General features: G+C 64.1%; 15 protein-coding genes. 2 read left to right on the forward strand and 13 right to left on the reverse strand.

Annotated features, from left to right (window positions below; all coding sequences use genetic code 11):
* Positions 1-11: 11 nt before the first annotated feature.
* The 9 genes from BMX78_RS08575 to BMX78_RS08615 form a co-directional block, all read right to left on the reverse strand.
* Positions 12-989, reverse strand: coding sequence for an ABC transporter permease (locus tag BMX78_RS08575; protein ID WP_091418642.1), 978 nt, complete (start codon positions 987-989; stop codon positions 12-14).
* Positions 990-1,097: 108 nt separating this feature from the next.
* On the reverse strand, positions 1,098-2,768 hold the full coding sequence (locus BMX78_RS08580; RefSeq protein ID WP_091418643.1) for an ABC transporter substrate-binding protein: 1,671 nt from the start codon (positions 2,766-2,768) through the stop codon (positions 1,098-1,100).
* Between the two features lie 78 nt (positions 2,769-2,846).
* Positions 2,847-3,917 carry a LacI family DNA-binding transcriptional regulator gene (locus BMX78_RS08585; protein ID WP_091418645.1) on the reverse strand — a complete coding sequence of 357 codons (1,071 nt, stop codon included), beginning with the start codon at positions 3,915-3,917 and terminating at the stop codon, positions 2,847-2,849.
* Between the two features lie 158 nt (positions 3,918-4,075).
* Positions 4,076-5,020, reverse strand: a complete 945-nt coding sequence (locus BMX78_RS08590) for a carbohydrate kinase family protein (protein ID WP_091418646.1) — start codon at positions 5,018-5,020, stop codon at positions 4,076-4,078.
* A gap of 26 nt (positions 5,021-5,046) precedes the next feature.
* A complete protein-coding gene (locus BMX78_RS08595; RefSeq protein WP_091418648.1) occupies positions 5,047-6,564 on the reverse strand; it encodes a glycoside hydrolase family 32 protein in 1,518 nt (505 codons plus the stop codon).
* 23 nt (positions 6,565-6,587) lie between these two features.
* Positions 6,588-7,499, reverse strand: a complete 912-nt coding sequence (locus BMX78_RS08600) for a carbohydrate ABC transporter permease (protein ID WP_091418649.1) — start codon at positions 7,497-7,499, stop codon at positions 6,588-6,590.
* Between the two features lie 8 nt (positions 7,500-7,507).
* Positions 7,508-8,437, reverse strand: coding sequence for a carbohydrate ABC transporter permease (locus BMX78_RS08605; protein WP_091418651.1), 930 nt, complete (start codon positions 8,435-8,437; stop codon positions 7,508-7,510).
* Complete coding sequence (locus tag BMX78_RS08610; protein WP_091418653.1) at positions 8,434-9,894, reverse strand: extracellular solute-binding protein; 1,461 nt, start codon at positions 9,892-9,894, stop codon at positions 8,434-8,436. Before BMX78_RS08610 ends, BMX78_RS08605 begins: the two co-directional genes overlap by 4 nt.
* A gap of 202 nt (positions 9,895-10,096) precedes the next feature.
* The gene (locus tag BMX78_RS08615; protein WP_091418655.1) at positions 10,097-11,134 is read right to left on the reverse strand and encodes a LacI family DNA-binding transcriptional regulator; all 1,038 of its coding nucleotides are present in this window, start codon (positions 11,132-11,134) and stop codon (positions 10,097-10,099) included.
* A gap of 142 nt (positions 11,135-11,276) precedes the next feature.
* Here BMX78_RS08615 and BMX78_RS23070 point away from each other — a divergent pair, with 142 nt between their 5' ends.
* A complete protein-coding gene (locus BMX78_RS23070) occupies positions 11,277-11,492 on the forward strand; it encodes a hypothetical protein (RefSeq protein ID WP_170850749.1) in 216 nt (71 codons plus the stop codon).
* A 33-nt stretch (positions 11,493-11,525) separates the two neighbouring features.
* On the opposite strand, the gene BMX78_RS08625 is transcribed toward BMX78_RS23070, so the two are convergent.
* From BMX78_RS08625 to BMX78_RS08635, 3 genes are all read right to left on the reverse strand, one after another.
* Positions 11,526-11,963 carry a hypothetical protein gene (locus BMX78_RS08625; protein ID WP_091418656.1) on the reverse strand — a complete coding sequence of 146 codons (438 nt, stop codon included), beginning with the start codon at positions 11,961-11,963 and terminating at the stop codon, positions 11,526-11,528.
* A gap of 130 nt (positions 11,964-12,093) precedes the next feature.
* A complete protein-coding gene (locus tag BMX78_RS08630) occupies positions 12,094-12,678 on the reverse strand; it encodes a dihydrofolate reductase family protein (RefSeq protein WP_211482563.1) in 585 nt (194 codons plus the stop codon).
* 138 nt (positions 12,679-12,816) lie between these two features.
* Positions 12,817-13,530 (reverse strand): SDR family oxidoreductase, encoded by a 714-nt coding sequence (locus BMX78_RS08635; RefSeq protein ID WP_091418915.1) that lies wholly within the window; start codon positions 13,528-13,530, stop codon positions 12,817-12,819.
* 292 nt (positions 13,531-13,822) lie between these two features.
* On the opposite strand from BMX78_RS08635, the gene BMX78_RS08640 reads away from it, so the two are divergent.
* On the forward strand, positions 13,823-14,185 hold the full coding sequence (locus tag BMX78_RS08640; RefSeq protein ID WP_286138876.1) for a hypothetical protein: 363 nt from the start codon (positions 13,823-13,825) through the stop codon (positions 14,183-14,185).
* Here the strand turns inward: BMX78_RS08640 and BMX78_RS08645 are convergent.
* A complete protein-coding gene (locus tag BMX78_RS08645; protein WP_091418660.1) occupies positions 14,175-14,750 on the reverse strand; it encodes a hypothetical protein in 576 nt (191 codons plus the stop codon). The genes BMX78_RS08640 and BMX78_RS08645 overlap by 11 nt on opposite strands.
* Between the last annotated feature and the right edge of the window lie 41 nt (positions 14,751-14,791).

Below are 14,791 nucleotides of genomic sequence, written 5' to 3' on the forward strand. Positions count from 1 at the left end.
GATCGGTTCCTCTAGTTGCTGCGCACGCGCGGGTCGAGGCGGACGTAGAGGATGTCCACCAGGAAGTTGGCCAGCAGCACGGCGGCGGTAATGGTCAGGAACAGGCCCTGCATGAGGGGGTAGTCGAGGCCCTGGACGGCGTTGAGGAGTTGATAGCCCACGCCGGGGTAGGCGAACACCACCTCGGTGAGCAGCGCACCGCCCACTACGAATCCCAGGCCCATGCCGAAGCTCGTAACCGATGGCAGCATGGCGTTCCGTGCTGCGTAGCGGAGCATGATGCGGCCCGGGCGGAGTCCCTTGGCTTCGGCCATGGTGATGTAGTCCTCGGAGTTGGTGGCGATCATGGTGTTCCGCATGCCCAGCATCCAGCCGCCGACGGAAACCAGCACGATGGTCAGCGCCGGAAGCACCAGGTGGGCGCCGACGTCGCCGATGAACTCCCACGTAAACCCGGGCTCCAACCCATCAGTGAAGGCGTGGCGGATGGGGAACCAGTTCAATACCACGCCGAACAGGTACAGGGCACCCATCGCCAGCCAGAAGTACGGGAACGAGCCGATGAACACGAGCAGCGGGGGGAGTGCGGAGTCGACCGCGCCGCCTCGCCGCCAGGCGGCCAGGATGCCCAGCAGGTTACCTACGACGGCGGCAATCACCAGTGCGGTTCCACCGAGCAGGAGGGTCCAGCCGATCTGGGACGAAATGACCTCGGTCACCGGGGTGGGGAAACGTGAGATGGAGACGCCCATTTGCCCGGTGAAGATGTTGTGAAGGTAGTCAACGTATTGCTCCCAGAGAGGCCGGTCGTCAACGCCGAGCAACTTGCGCAGGGCCTCGATCTGTTCGGGCTGCATTCTGTCTTGGGAGCGGGCGAACATGCGGGAGACGGGGTCCCCGGGCATGAAGCGCGGGAGCAGGAAATTCAGGGTGATGGATGCCCAGAAGGCGATCAGGTAGAAACCCAGGCGGCGCAGGATGAAGCGCACGGTTTCCCTCCATTTCGGGAATTGCGGCGAATTTGGGGCACGCCCGGCGGGGGTTGGCCGCCCGCCGGGCGTGCAGTGTGGGGGTCCGCCCGGGGCGGCCCGCCGCGTTTACTTGCGCGGTTCCAGCGTGGTCAGCACCAGCACCGTGGTGGGCGACTTCACCGAGAGGGTGGCGTAAGGGTTGTCCTCGGTGGGCCAGCCGGTGAAGCGGGTGTCGTTGAAGGCGCCCCATTCCGGGCCGGAGAAGAGCGGCACCAGCGGTGCGGCGTCGTTGTACTCTTCCTGCAGCTTGTTGGCGATGTCCTTCTGCTTGGACTCGTCCGCCTCTGCGGCGAACTCTGCCAGCAGGGCGTCGGCTTGGGGATCGCCGAAGCGGTGGTAGTTGTCGAACGTCTTGGTGCCGACAGGCTTCACGGTGGCGGTGCCCATGGAGGTGCTGAAGTACTTGTACGGGCTGGGGTCGTTGGCGCTCCAGACGATTCCGGAGTCGAAGTCACCGGTTTCGTAGCCGGCAACCACAGCAGCCCAGTCCGGGGACTCCACCTTGACGGTGACGCCCACCTCTGCCAGGTTCTGCGCAACCACGTTGGCTACGGACAGCCAGTCAGAAGAAGTCGCGCCCACGGAGATCTTGAATTCGAAGGGCTTGCCGTCCTTGAGCGTGCGCTTGCCGTCAGCACCCTTCGGGTAGCCCGCCTTGTCCAGCAGCTCGTTGGCTTTTTGGACGTCCAGCTTGGTCCAGGTGCAGTTGCCCTTGACTGCGTTGTTCTTCCAGGTCTCGTAGTTGCCGGAGAGTCCGGTGCAGTCTGCGGGCTTGGCGTAGCCGCTCATGCCGATCTTGGTGACCTGCTCCCGGTCAACAGCCATGCTCAGGGCCTTGCGGACGTCAACATCGTTGAAGGGGGCCTTGGTGGTGTTGAGCTGCCAGTTGATCATGGAGCCCGTGGCCGGGAACCAATAGTGGCGGTGGTCCTTGTCCTTGGAGATGAACGTCTTTTCGATGTTCGGGATGTACTGCGGGGCCCAGTCCACGTCGCCGTTCGCGGCGGCGAGGTTGGCGCCGTCGTTCCCGGCAAACGCGAGCATCTTGATGCCTGCGATCTTTTGCTTTTCCGGCTGCCAGTAGTTGGGGTTCTTCTTCAGCACGAAGGACTGGGCCTGGAAACTGTCAACCTCGGTGTACGGGCCGGTGCCGACGGGCTTGGCGTTGGCGTCCTTTTCCGGATCGGCGAGGGCGGACCAGATGTGCTTGGGCAGGATGCTGACTTGTCCGACGTCGTGGAGGGCCGGGGACCATGGCTTGTTGAAGTTGAAGGTGACCTTGTTGGTCCCTTCGGCGGCAACGTTGTCCAGGTAGTCGTAACCACCCTTAATCTTCTTCTGGAGCTCGAAGGTGTAGGCGACATCCTCGGCCACGAGGGGCTGGCCGTCAGACCACTTCACGCCGTCCCGGAGGGTGAAGGTGATGGACTTGCCGTCGTCGGCGGCCTTCCACTCTGTGGCGAGCCACGGCACGGTGTCTCCCTTGGCCGGGTTGAAGACCAGCAGCGACTCGTAGATGGACTGCTGGACCATCGGGCTGACGGTGGGCGCGAACGGGTTGAAGTTCTGGACGAACGTGCCCATGTCCTCGCGCGGAATGGTGAGAAATGCGCTGGCGTTCGCTGCGGCGTCGGTGCCGGCAGGCTTGTTGGCTGCACAGCCGGTCAGCAGCAGTGCGCCAACCGCCAGTCCGGCTGCCGTCACGCGGGCAGCCCTCAGGAATCGGGGTTGTGTCATGATGGTTATCTCTTTCCTATCTTCATCAGCAAGGTGAAGGGGTGGGGGAGGGGTTGCTCTTCGCTATTGATTTCGCGGTCAGACCGAAGAGCGTTCTAGCAGCGGACAGCCGACTAATTGCTGGTCGGCAATTATCGGCTGTCCCGCTGTCAGAGCTGCGAGCGTCTGGACTCCCAGGGCGCCCATTTTTTCGAACGGCAACGCAACCGTGGTCAGCTTGGGCCTGAGGTAGGCCGCAATCAGTTCCTGGTTGTCGAAGCCAATCACGGCGATGTCTCCGGGGATGGTCAGGCCCCGTTCCTTGATGGCGTCGTAAGCGCCCATCGCCATGCGGTCGTTGAGGCAGAACAGCGCGGTTGGCCTGTCCTTTTCCGTGTAGCGGTCCAGGATTTGGCACGCGGCCTCGTACCCGCCGTCCGCGGTTGCATGCCCGGGCACCACGAGCTGCGGGTCCAGCTTCAGCCCGGCCTCGGCAAGTGCTTCGCGGGCACCCGCCAAACGGCCGACAGCTGCCGGAATATCCGGGTCCAGGTTGATCACTCCGATCCGGCGGTGGCCGGCCTGGAGCAGTCGTTCGACGGCGACGCGGCCGCCCGCACGCTCGTCGGGGACGATCGAGGGCAGCCTCCCGTCCGCATCGAAGCAGTTGATCAGGACGGTGGGTACTTCACTGGCGCTGTCGGGAACGTGCACGCCCCGGTGGTACGTGGCTGCGTAGAGCAGCCCTTCCACGCGTTGTTCCAGCAGCTTCTCAATGGCGGCATCTTCCAGGCCCTGGTTGGGTCCTACAGCATCGGCCTGGTCGGAGGGCGCGATGAGCAGGAACTTGCGGTCCAGCCAGGCCTGGTCCTGGGCGCCTTTGATGATGTCGACGGCGAACGGTGCCGTCACGATCTCGGTGACGATCCCGTACCAGTCACTGCGCTGGGATGCCAGCGCCCGTGCCCCGGCATTCGGGCGGTAGCCCAAGGCCTGGACAGCCTCGTTGATCCGGGCGCGGGTCTCCTCGGAGATGCTGGCATTTTCGCGGTTGCTCAGCACGAACGAGACGGCGGTCCGGGAAACGCCGGCGTGTTTGGCGACATCATTCATGGTGACACCCCGCTGCCGTGCAGCCCCGGCAGGGTTCGAGGTGGTGGTCTTCGCCATTGAATGCTCCGGTGGTGTGAGTGATGCTGCGGTGGAGGGTAACGCGCGTTACTTGTGATTTAGGTTACGCGCGTTACTCAATGGCTGTCAAGAGGAAAACTTGCCGGCTCCGAGACCGACGCGACGTTACCTCCACGCTGTCACGTGGAGGGCGCGTGCTACGCGTGTGCAGGCTGCTGGAGTTTTGCGCGGAGTTCGTCTTCAGTGGGGGGCCGGGCGCCGGCGCGGGATACGGTGATCGCGGCCGCAGCGGCCGCCGTGCGCCCCAGCTGGTCAAGGACAGAAGGCGCCAGGCCGCCGGCTCCGCGGGTAAGGAGTCCCAGTATCAGGGCGGACATGTAAGAATCGCCGGCGCCGATGGTGTCAGCAACTGAGGTCTTAGCGGCAGGAATGCTGAGGGAGGCGGAGGGGGTTGCGAGCAACGAGCCTGATGAGCCCCTGGTGATGACCGCCAGATCCGCGCCCAGATCCAGGAGGTGCGATGCGGTTTCCTCCAGGGTCTTTTCCGGGTAGAGCCATGCAGCGTCGTCGTCGCTGAGTTTTACGACGTTGGTGAGGTGCACCAGTTCCTCGAAAGTGCCCCGTGCTTGGGCGTGGGTTCCGAGCAGGGCCGGCCTGATGTTGGGGTCGTAGGTGATGGTGCATGCATCCTGGAGTTGCTGGAGGATGGCCTTGACCTTGCCGGCGCCCGGTGAGAGGAAACTTGCGATCGACCCGGTGTGAAGGACCTTGGGCGGGGTGTGCGCAAGGTCCGGCGGTTCCACATCCCAGGCGATGTCGAAGGCGTAGCCCGCCGAGCCGTCACTGGCGATGGTGGCGGTCGCCGTCGACGTTTTCTCCAGTGAGCGGGAGCCGGGCAAGAGCGTCACCCCGGCGCCGGTGAGGTGCTCCTCGAGTGCATCACCGCGGCGGTCGGCGCCCAGGGAAGTGAGCAGCCCGGTGCCAACGCCCAGCCGGCCCAGGCCGTAGGCCACATTGGCCGGCGACCCGCCCGGGTATTCGATGGTGCCCCTTGGTGTGGTGACGACGTCGATCAGGGCTTCCCCGATAACCACGACGTCCAACGACTGCTGCGGAGGTCTCGGCTTGCCGCTGGTATGCATGTCTTTTTCCTTGCCTTAAGTGCCGCCTAGGCGAGCTGCGTGACCTGGATGCTGCTGATGGTTGCCGTGCCGCCGACGGCGTAAACGGAGAGGTCGGTGCTACTCCCGGCAGGGAAGATCAGTTCGGTCATGGTCACCTGGCCGCCATGGGCAAAGACTTCAGCCGAGCAGCGGTCCACGAAGATGGTGAGGTCGTAGGTCCCGTGCTTGGCCGGGACGGGAGCGGTGTCGATGGAGGCGAACGCTGCGTGGAAATCAGTCCGCCCGGATTCCCGCCGGTCCACGAGCATGGTTCCGTCATCGGGGCGGATTCCCACTCGGGTTCCGTTGGCGCCGTCCCCGCGCAGGACGAGGCCGAATTCCTCTGCGCTTCCGGGGGTGAAGCTGACGTCAATGCGCTGGACCGTGCCGGCCGCGCCGGCCAGGACCTGCACGCCCTCGTGGATTGTGGCTCCAGAAAGGGAGAATGGCTCCTGACCGGCCAGCGTAGCCCAGTCACCCGCCGGCTGCTGGACCAGGCACAGTTTTCCGTCCCTTGTCTGCAGTGAAATTTCCCGGGCGAGGCTCATGGGACTGCGCCAGGGTGTGGTGGGGATGTGGTTGGCGTACTCCCAGTTGTTCATCCAGCCGATCATGAGGCGGCGGTTGTCCGGGGCGTCGCTGAAGGAGACAGCGGCGTAGTAGTCCCGGCCCCAGTCCAGCCACAGGTATTCGGCCAGTCGGTCGGGATCCTGGGTGCCTTCGGTTACCGTGCTGGCGGAGGCGAATGTGGTTCCGTCGAAGTCGCCGATGAAGTATTGGCCGGCTGAGCCGTTGTTGGGCCCGCCGGGATTGAGGTTGACGGTAAGGACCCACTTGAGGTTTTCCGGATCGCCGTCCACGGGCAGGGGGAAGAGGTCGGGGCATTCCCAGACCCCGCCGGTGGCGTTTGCGGGGCCAAAGGTGCTCAGCAGCTCCCAATCCTTCAGGTCCTCGGACTTGTAGAGGACCACCTGGAATTCTGTGGCTTCGACGGCGACCATCACCCAGTAACTGCCCGCGTCGCCGTCGTACCGGAAGACTTTGGGGTCGCGGAACTCGGCGGACCCGCGGTTCAGTACCGGGTTGCCGTTGTGTTTTGTCCAGGTGTAGCCCCCGTCCAGGCTGTAGGCCAGCGATTGGGCCTGGATGCCCTCATGCGCGGAGCCCGGTTTGAAGGCACTGGTGTAGATCGCCACGAGCGGGGCAACGGACCCGGTGCCAAATCCGCTGGTGTTGTGACGGTCGTAGACGATGCTGCCGGAAAAGATGTCTTCGTTCTCGTCGCAGGCGATGGCGACGGGGTGCTCGGTCCAGGTCAGCAGGTCGGTAGAGGTGGCGTGGCCCCAGGACATGTTTCCCCACACGTTACCCAGCGGGTTGTTCTGGTAGTAGAGGTGATAGACGCCTTCATGAAAAATCAGGCCGTTTGGATCGTTGAGCCACGTGTCTTGTGCGGTGTAGTGCAGGGCCGGGCGGTAGCTGCCTGCTGTGGCTGCCGTGTGAGTCGGAGTAAGTGTATCCACGAGGTTCCTTTTGAGGGTTTGTGCTATTTGCTCGCGCCGGCCGTGAGGCCTTCGCGGAGAGTGCGCTGGCCGAAGATAAAGACCACAAGTGCGGGCAGCATGGACAGGATCACGCCGGCGAGGACCACGGATATGCTCCCGGTGCCGAGGTTGCCCTGGAGTGTGACCAGGCCGAGGGGGAGGGTGAAGTTCTGTTCGCTGATGGTGAGGATCAGCGGCCGGAAGAATTCGTTCCAGTGGAAATTGAAGGCCAGGATGCCGACGATGGCCATGCCGGGGACCGCCAGCGGGACGTAGACAGAACGGAAGATCCGCCATGGTCCGGCGCCGTCCAGGGCGGCCGCTTCTGCGAAGTCGTTTGGCAGGCCCAGGAAGTATTGGCGCATCAGGAAGGTGCCGAAGGCTGTGGGGATGGCCGGCAGGATCAGGGCCAGCAGGGTGTCTGACAGACCCATCCCTCGAATGAGCATAAACACCGGGACGATTGTGACCTGCACCGGGACCATCATGGTGGCCAGGACCAGCGAGAAGATGGCCTTTTTGCCGCGGAAGTCCAGACGGGCGAAGGCGTAGCCGGCCAGGGTGGCCGACGCCATCTGGCCAAGTGCGATCAGTCCCGTCACCAGCGCGCTGTTCAGGACCAGGAGGCCCACGTTGATCTGCTTGAACACGTCTTGGTAAGCGGTGAAGTCCGGGTTGATGGGCAGGAAGGACGGTGGCAGGTTGAAGGATTCCGACGGCGTCCGCAGGGAAGTGGACAGGGTCCACAGGACTGGCCCAAGGGTCAGCGCGGCCGCTACGGCCAGAGCGGTGTACGTGCCGACGGTTCCGGCAGCCGACAGGCGGCGCTTGCGGTAGCCCTTGGGCGTGGTTGGTGTGCCGGTGGTGGAACCGGAATGCTTTTCGGTCCCGGTGTGCAGGGTCTGGCTGGACATGGGGGACCTCACTGGTAGAAGACGAAGCGGCGGCTGAGGCGGAATTGCAGTGCAGTGACGGCAAGGATGAGTACGGTGAGGATCAGGCCTATGGCCGATGCTTCGCCGAACTCCAGCTGCTGGAAGGCCGATTCGAAGATCACCATGACGGCGGTGCGGGTGGAATCGCCGGGTCCGCCGTTGGTCAGGACGTAGGGCTGGTCGAAGACCTGCAGGGCACTGATGATGGCCATGACGGAGGCAACGAGCACCGTGGGACTGATCAGCGGAAGGGTGACATTGCTGAATTGTTTCCAGCCTGTGGCGCCGTCCAGGTTCGCGGCCTCGTGCAGTTCCTTGGGGATGTTGGTCAAGGCGCCGAGGAAGAGCAGGAAGGAGAATCCGAAGTTCTGCCATACGTAGACCAGGACCACCACGGCTGCGGATGCCACGGGACTGGTCAGCCATGGCACTGCGGGAATGCCGATCAGGGACAGGAGCCAGTTCACTACGCCGAACTGTTCGTTGAACATGTACCGCATGAAGATGGATACCGACGCGGCGGAAAGGACCAAGGGGAAGAAGAAGGTGGAGCGAAGGAACACCCTCAGCCAGGAAGGCATCCTGGCTTGCAGCATGGAAGCCAGACCCAGGGCGATGCCCAGTTGAAGCAGCACTGCGACAATGACGAACACGATGGTGTTCAGGAAGGACACCCGGACAGTGGGATCCTCTGCCAGCGAGGCGAAGTTGGCGAAACCGACGAACTGGGGTGCCGAAATGATGTCCCAGCGGAAAAAGGCCAGCACCAGTGAGCCGATGATCGGCAGAAAGGTGAACAGGGCCATGCCGAGCACTGTTGGGGCAAGGAAGATCATGGCCAGCCACCGCTCGACGAACGAGCGGCGCGCGTCAGCTGGTTGCACGGTGTGGTGTGGAACGGTGGAAGTGGTGGTCATGAGTTCCTCCTCAGGGCCAGCTCGAGATCGCGCTGCAGGGTGCCCATTGCGGCCTTTACATCAGCGGAGCTGCCGCTGACGGCGGTGGAAACGTTTTTCATCAGGGCAGTTTCGACGGCGGCCTGCTGGGGCGGAGCGGGAATGGGGCCGGAGGTGGGGAACCTGTCCAGGGTGTCGTAGAAGACTTTCCAGTGCCTGGGGCCGGTGGCCGCATAAAAGGACTCGTTGACCATCGAACGGCGGGTGGGCGTAGTGTTCGGCTTGGGAATGGCCAACTGCATTGCTTCGCGGCTGGAGCAGAACTTAACCCATTCCCACGCGGCGTCCTTGTCTTTGGCAGTGCGCATGATCGCGTAGCCGGCGGCGCCGAATTGATGCCGCTGCGTCCGCCAACGCGGGAAGAACTGGACGTCGAACTGGCTGGCGGTCATTCCGGCGTCGTGCAGGCCCTGCGCCCAGTAGCCCCCTGCAGGCGTGGTGCCGATGCGGTTGTTGCCGAACAGGCCAACCAGGGCGTTGCCGCCCCCGGATTCGGGACGCACGCCAAGTCCTTCGGCGACGAGTTCGCGCAGGTAGTCAAAGGTTTCGATAACCCGCCCGTCTTCGGCATTCGGAGCCAGCCATTGGTAGCCGCCCCCGCGGGTGGCCCGGGCGGGATCGTTCGGGTAGAAACGGTCCCAAAGCCAGTCCCCGCCGGAGGCCTTGGTTTCGGTCAGGAAGCTGGTGTCGTTGGCGTAGAGCCACGGTACTACTCCGCCGAAAAGCCGGTTGGTCCAGTAGTACGGGGTGAAGTCGGCCGGGCGTGCTTTCCGCAGGGCGCGGAGCGTTGCGCTGAAGTCGTCCTGTGTCCAATCGTCCTTGGGCCGGTCCAGCCCGGCCTGGGCGAAGGTGGTGGTATTCAGGTACATGTTCGCCGCGTTCCAGTCCAGCGGAAGCTGGTACAGGTTGCCTTGGTACATGAAGGCTTCCAGCAGGCTCGGATGAACGTCATCGAAGTAGTCGCCCATGTCCGCAGCATCCCGGCGGACATAGTCATCCAGCGGCTCGGCAAGCTTGTCGGCGAACAGCTGGGCGCCCTCGGTGGCTACGTAGACAACGTCCGGCGGTGTGCCGGCGGCGGCCATGGTGAGGATCTTGGAAAAGAAATCCTTCCAGTCCGCGCCCTGAATGGCCTGCAAGCGGACCGGAATATCAGGGTGGGCGGCGGTAAAGGCGTTCACCAGACCCTGGCGGGCGAACGCATCCGCTGCCGTTCCGAGGATGGCGATGTTCAGGGCTTTGCTCCCGCGTCCGGGAATGTCACTTCCGGTCAGGCGGGGCCAGGCGCCCACCGTGGCTCCCGCAACAGCGAGCCCGGTAAGGCCCAGCATGGAACGCCGCGTGAGCTGCGAAAGTCCGCTGCCGGACCGCAGGCCATCCGGGGGACTTGCCTGCCCCGGTGTCTTTTCAGACGTCATTGTCGTCTCCTCCTAACACGTGTTAAGTACGTTAGTGAGCAGGCCTAACACGTGTCAAGTGGCGCTTGTTGGACGTTCGGCGGGCTGCAATTTGTTAGGCCTGTGGACGACGTGCGGGCAGCGGTCTTCCGCCGCAGCTGGGACACATCATCTGTGCCGTAGGTTTCCGCCGCCAGGTGGCCGGGGGCGCGTCCCGCCTGGTTTAGCCGGCCGGGACCCTTGCGGTGGAGGCCCGCGGGATGATCCGGCAGGGCATGTGGAGCGTTTCCGATTTCCCGGCTGCCGGGGCTTTTCCTTCTACCGCATCCAGCAGCAGGGACATGGCCGCTGCTCCGATTTCGGCGTGCGGAAGTGCCACCGTGGTCAGCGCGGGAACCAGGTTGGCGGCGAGGTTCTGCTGGTCGTCGTAGCCCACCACGGAGAGGTCCTGCGGTACGCGCAGTCCTGCGGCAGCGGCATACAGCAGAACCCCGGTGGCGACCCTGTCGTTGGAGCAAATGATCGCCGTCGGCCGGTCTTTGCCGGCCAGGACAGCGGAAGCGGCCCGGTAACCCTCGTCGATGTCCCATCCGGTCATGTGGACGTGCTGTTGTTCAAGGCCCAGCCCCGCCTCCTCCATCGCCGCGCGGTAACCCTGTTCGCGTTGCGGGGCGGCGGGCGAGCTGAGAGTTCCGGTCAAGAGGGTGATACGGCGGTGGCCCAGGTCAAGCAGCAGCTGTGCCGCTGATCGCCCGCCGTCCACCTCTGCCGGTATCACCGACTGGAGCTGGGAGCCGGCATCAGTGCAATTGGCCAGAATGGCCGGCAGGGTGAGCATCGCCGGCGGGGAGGTAATTTCGCGCAGGCTGCCGGTGGCGTACATGATCCCGTCCACCTGCCGGTGCACAAGTTGCTGTGCCGCGGCGCTCTCGCGGGACGTGTCATGTTCTGAATCGACCACCAGGACCATGTACCCGCGGGCCAGGGCGGTACGTGAGGCGCCGCTGATCAGCCGGCCGGCGAAGGGGCTGGTGACGATGTCATCGGTAATGATGCCGATCGTTGATGTCTGCTGGTTGCGCAGGCTGAGGGCAACGGAGTTGGGCGTGTAATCCAGTTCCGCCGCGGCGCGGAGCACGCGCTCCTGGCGTTCGGCGGTGACGTTGCCGTCCGCCCTGCCGTTCAGCACCAGCGAGACCGCACTGCGGGACACCCCCGCCCGTTGCGCCACGTCCAGTGCCGTCGCTTTACGTTTGCCCATCCCGATCCCCTTGCCTTTCGAATCAGCATACCTAACTCGTGTGAGGCCAGGAGGACCTGGCTCATCACGCGTTGCCGTTGGGAGCGGAACCGTCACTCCTGCTGTTCCACGGTGCGGTCACACGAGGCTGAGGTGATGCCCGGTGATTGATGACGAACGCGATGGCAGGCTCGATGAGCGCGACGCTGGCCCATTGGGCTACCTGGGCCAGTTCCTCCACGATGTCGGGCTTGCGCTGGTTCGCGGCTTGGTCATGCCGAACCACGTGCTGGGGCGGGCGCCGGAGATGGGCCGGGACACGGAGTCCTTCCGCCACCGCCCCGAGAGCCGGCCGCCGGCGAAGGTGCCCATGCCGTAGCGCTTCGACAGGCGCGGGGTGCCCCGCCACCGGCTACAGCGGGAGCTCAGGCTGGGGATCAATCTTCGCGCGAAATGCAGCAATCTCAATTCGAAGCATTTCCCCGTAGCCGTCATGGTGCAGGTGCGTCTGCGCCTGCTCTGCCTTGCTCAAGTGGCGGAGCGCCTCGGAGCGTCGGCCGAGCCGAAACAGCGTCTGGGCGGTGTTCAAATTGAGAGATGCAAGCAAGGGGCGTACGGCGTCTGCTTCTTCTTTGGACTGCGCTGCGTCGGCAGCTGCAAGTGCCCGTTCATTCCATAGCAGTTCTTCCGCCAGGTCGTTTTGCAAATCTGCGAGGTAGTGCGCGATGGTAACGCGGTGCAGCGGCAGGCCGTCGGTGCCGATCTGGTCCCACAAGCCAAGAAAGCCCGCCGTCGCTTGCTCCCTACCGCCCTGGAGTGCGACTTGCTGGACCTGGGCAATCCTGGCCATGGTTGAATCCATTGGCACTGCGGAGGAACCGCCCTCTTTGCCCGGTAGCCCCTGGACCCGCGGGCCGTTCCATGAACCGGGCATTTCCCGCCGCCTGGAGACTGTCAGGATACCGTTTCCGACTATGCGGTCAGCCGACCCGCCGATAGCGGATGTGGGTGGCCAGCGGTGAGTGAAGCACCTCGGTGGGCACGTAGTCGAAGGATTCCACCCCGTCGAATATGCGCTCGCCTGAACCGAGCAGGACCGGGGCGATGTCGAGGGTGAGTTCGTCCACGACGCCGGCGATCAGTGCCTGCCGGACGGTCGAGGCTCCACCGGCGATATCTACGCCGTTGTCCCCGGCAGCCTCGCACGCTGCTGCGTAGGCGGCATCGAACCCCTCGGTCACGAAGTGGAAGGTCGTCCCGCCGTTCATCTGGATGGGATCATGCGGGTGATTGGTCAGCACGAAAACCGGTGCATGATACGGCGGTTCGGCGCCCCACCAGCCGCTCCATTCCTCGTCCCAGTCCCCGCGGATGGGGCCGAACATATTCCGCCCCATCACGTACGCTCCACGTGGACGCATGAGCCACTCGTTCGCGACCCTGTCCGCATCGTTGGCCCGAGGGTCGCCGATGTGCCAGCCGTGCAGCTCCAGACCCCGCCTTCCCAAGGGGTTCTCGAGGCTCTGGTCCGGTCCGGCCACAAAGCCGTCCAGCGAGATTGACATATGGCAGGTAGTATCCGGCACCGCGAACCTCCTGGGTGGTTGCAGCCTATATACAGCCGCGTGGGGTTCCGGGCAGCCTAGCATGTGATGGCGTGCCCGCCGGCTAGGAAGAGACGCTGGTACGGCGACCGGGCATTTCTACACATTCTTTGCTGCGAGCTGTGGGTACATGGCCTCAATGGGGGCGCTGAGTCCGGCCTTGAGCTGGACGGATGTCTCGTCGGCGAGTACCTCGTACTCGCCGACTTCGACCGCATCCAAAACCCTGCGGACAAGATCGGCCGGTTCCATCTTGGGGTCGGTGGCTTTGGCAGCCATGGCCGTGTCGACATAACCGACGTGAACGCCCACCACGTGGACCCCTGCGGGAGCGAGTTCCAGGCGCAAGGAGTTGGTGGCCGACCAGAGTGCGGCTTTGGTGGCGCTGTAAATGCCACCCACGGCGTACCAGCTCATGGCCGAGTGGATGTCGATAATGACCGATTCGTCCTTCGCTGACAGGATCGGTGCGAACGCTCGGGCGAGGAACAGCGGGCCGAGGAAGTTTGTCTCGACGTTGGTCCGGATTTCGTCAGCGGTGTGGGTGAGGATCCCCGCGCTGGCCACAGACGCTCCTGCGTTGTTGATCAACACCGTGACGTCCCCGGCGGCCGCGGCTGCTGCCTGGATTGAGGCGGGATCTGTGACATCGAGGGTGAGCGGCACAATGCGCTCGTCATCCCAGGTCCGGGGATTTCGGGCTGTGGCGTAAACCTTGCTGGTGCCGCGGGCGAGCGCGTGGTGGACGAAGTTGGTTCCGATGCCGCCGTTTGCTCCGGTGACGAGGACGACTGCTCCAGTGAGTGAAGGCATTTTGAGTTCTTTCTTTGTTGTCAGGTGCGCGGCAGGATCGATGCGGAGGTTGTTCTGGTGATTATCCTCATAACTGACCACGCTCAGAATCTATTCCCTCAATAAAGCCATGGAAAATTCCCCGGCGACAGGACTACCTGCCGTCAGTGCCCTCCATAATGGGCCCATGGGACTCCTAACGGATGGGGCGGCCCAGATTTGTCAGAGGGCAACCCTGGTAGCGGCAACTGGTGTTTTTCTCGTTGCGGCTTCCTCCGCTTGCCGTTCTTCCTGGCAGGACGAGCCGCCGTGTTTGCCGCCCGACTACGCCGTAAGCCCGTTATCCGCAAAGCCCGGCGACAGCATCACGGTTCATGCCGAGGACGCGCGCTGCAATCCCCGCTACGGCCAGGATGCCCTCGTTCAGGTCACCGTGACCGATGCAGCCGGCCAGATTGTCATCAGGGAAACTGCCCCGATGAACGACGCCGGCGGATTCAGTTTCCGCTTCGTCCTCCCGCAACGGGCGTCCGCAGGGGAGGCATCGGTTGAAGCTGTTCCCTATGCCCTGGACTGGTGCGACGATACGGGCCGGAACAACCGGATGGCGCACCCGTCAGGTTTGCAACGGGCCTCGTGCGCGGCCAGGACCGAACCCCTGACTGTCAATCCGTAGGGGCAGCGCCCACACGGACACCACCAACCGCACCCGTCCATGGCGTATCGCCGGGGGCGGGCAGGGACAGATGTGCGAATACGTACCCCTGCTCAAGTGCAATGACCTGAGATGTGGCACCGGCGCAATCAAGGGCGAGCTCCAGCGGACGGAAGGGGGCGCCCGGGTGCTCCTGCCCCACGGACACCTTGGCCCCGGAAGCACCAACGCAGGCCGCGGTGACGGTGTACCGCCCGGTCGCCGGCACCTTTCCGGTATTGCCAAATCCCCTGAGTGGGCCGTCCGAGGGGCCCACCTCCGAAAGCAGGTCTGGCTCCGGCGATGCTCCCAGGAGCCGGTCCAGCTGGGCGTAGTTCACGGCCTCCTGCTCGAGTACGTGGGGATCGCTGTATGGTTTCGGGGCACCCGTGTCCGATGCAGGCTCGACTGTTGGCTCATGCACTCGCTCCGCGTCGGATGCCTGTGTCTGGGAGGGCTCGGGGTATTCATAGGTGCAGCCCGCCGTTCCGCCCAGGGGGATCAGCAGGCACACAGCGAACGCGAGCCGGTGCCGCCCGTACTTCATTCCCACCCTTTAATGGTGGGCAAGCCCGCGGAGTAAAAACA

This window comes from Arthrobacter sp. OV608 (assembly GCA_900110595.1).
Lineage (GTDB): Bacteria > Actinomycetota > Actinomycetes > Actinomycetales > Micrococcaceae > Arthrobacter.

Excerpts from the sequence above, each read along its gene's own strand:
- BMX78_RS08580 (WP_091418643.1), bottom strand. The coding sequence starts at position 2,768 with ATGACACAACCCCGATTCCTGAGGGCTGCCCGCGTGACGGCAGCCGGA.
- BMX78_RS08585 (WP_091418645.1), bottom strand. The coding sequence starts at position 3,917 with ATGGCGAAGACCACCACCTCGAACCCTGCCGGGGCTGCACGGCAGCGG.
- BMX78_RS08590 (WP_091418646.1), bottom strand. The coding sequence starts at position 5,020 with ATGCATACCAGCGGCAAGCCGAGACCTCCGCAGCAGTCGTTGGACGTC.
- BMX78_RS08600 (WP_091418649.1), bottom strand. The coding sequence starts at position 7,499 with ATGTCCAGCCAGACCCTGCACACCGGGACCGAAAAGCATTCCGGTTCC.
- BMX78_RS08605 (WP_091418651.1), bottom strand. The coding sequence starts at position 8,437 with ATGACCACCACTTCCACCGTTCCACACCACACCGTGCAACCAGCTGAC.
- BMX78_RS08610 (WP_091418653.1), bottom strand. The coding sequence starts at position 9,894 with ATGACGTCTGAAAAGACACCGGGGCAGGCAAGTCCCCCGGATGGCCTG.
- BMX78_RS08615 (WP_091418655.1), bottom strand. The coding sequence starts at position 11,134 with ATGGGCAAACGTAAAGCGACGGCACTGGACGTGGCGCAACGGGCGGGG.
- BMX78_RS08625 (WP_091418656.1), bottom strand. The coding sequence starts at position 11,963 with ATGGCCAGGATTGCCCAGGTCCAGCAAGTCGCACTCCAGGGCGGTAGG.
- BMX78_RS08630 (WP_211482563.1), bottom strand. The coding sequence starts at position 12,678 with ATGTCAATCTCGCTGGACGGCTTTGTGGCCGGACCGGACCAGAGCCTC.
- BMX78_RS08635 (WP_091418915.1), bottom strand. The coding sequence starts at position 13,530 with ATGCCTTCACTCACTGGAGCAGTCGTCCTCGTCACCGGAGCAAACGGC.
- BMX78_RS08645 (WP_091418660.1), bottom strand. The coding sequence starts at position 14,750 with ATGAAGTACGGGCGGCACCGGCTCGCGTTCGCTGTGTGCCTGCTGATC.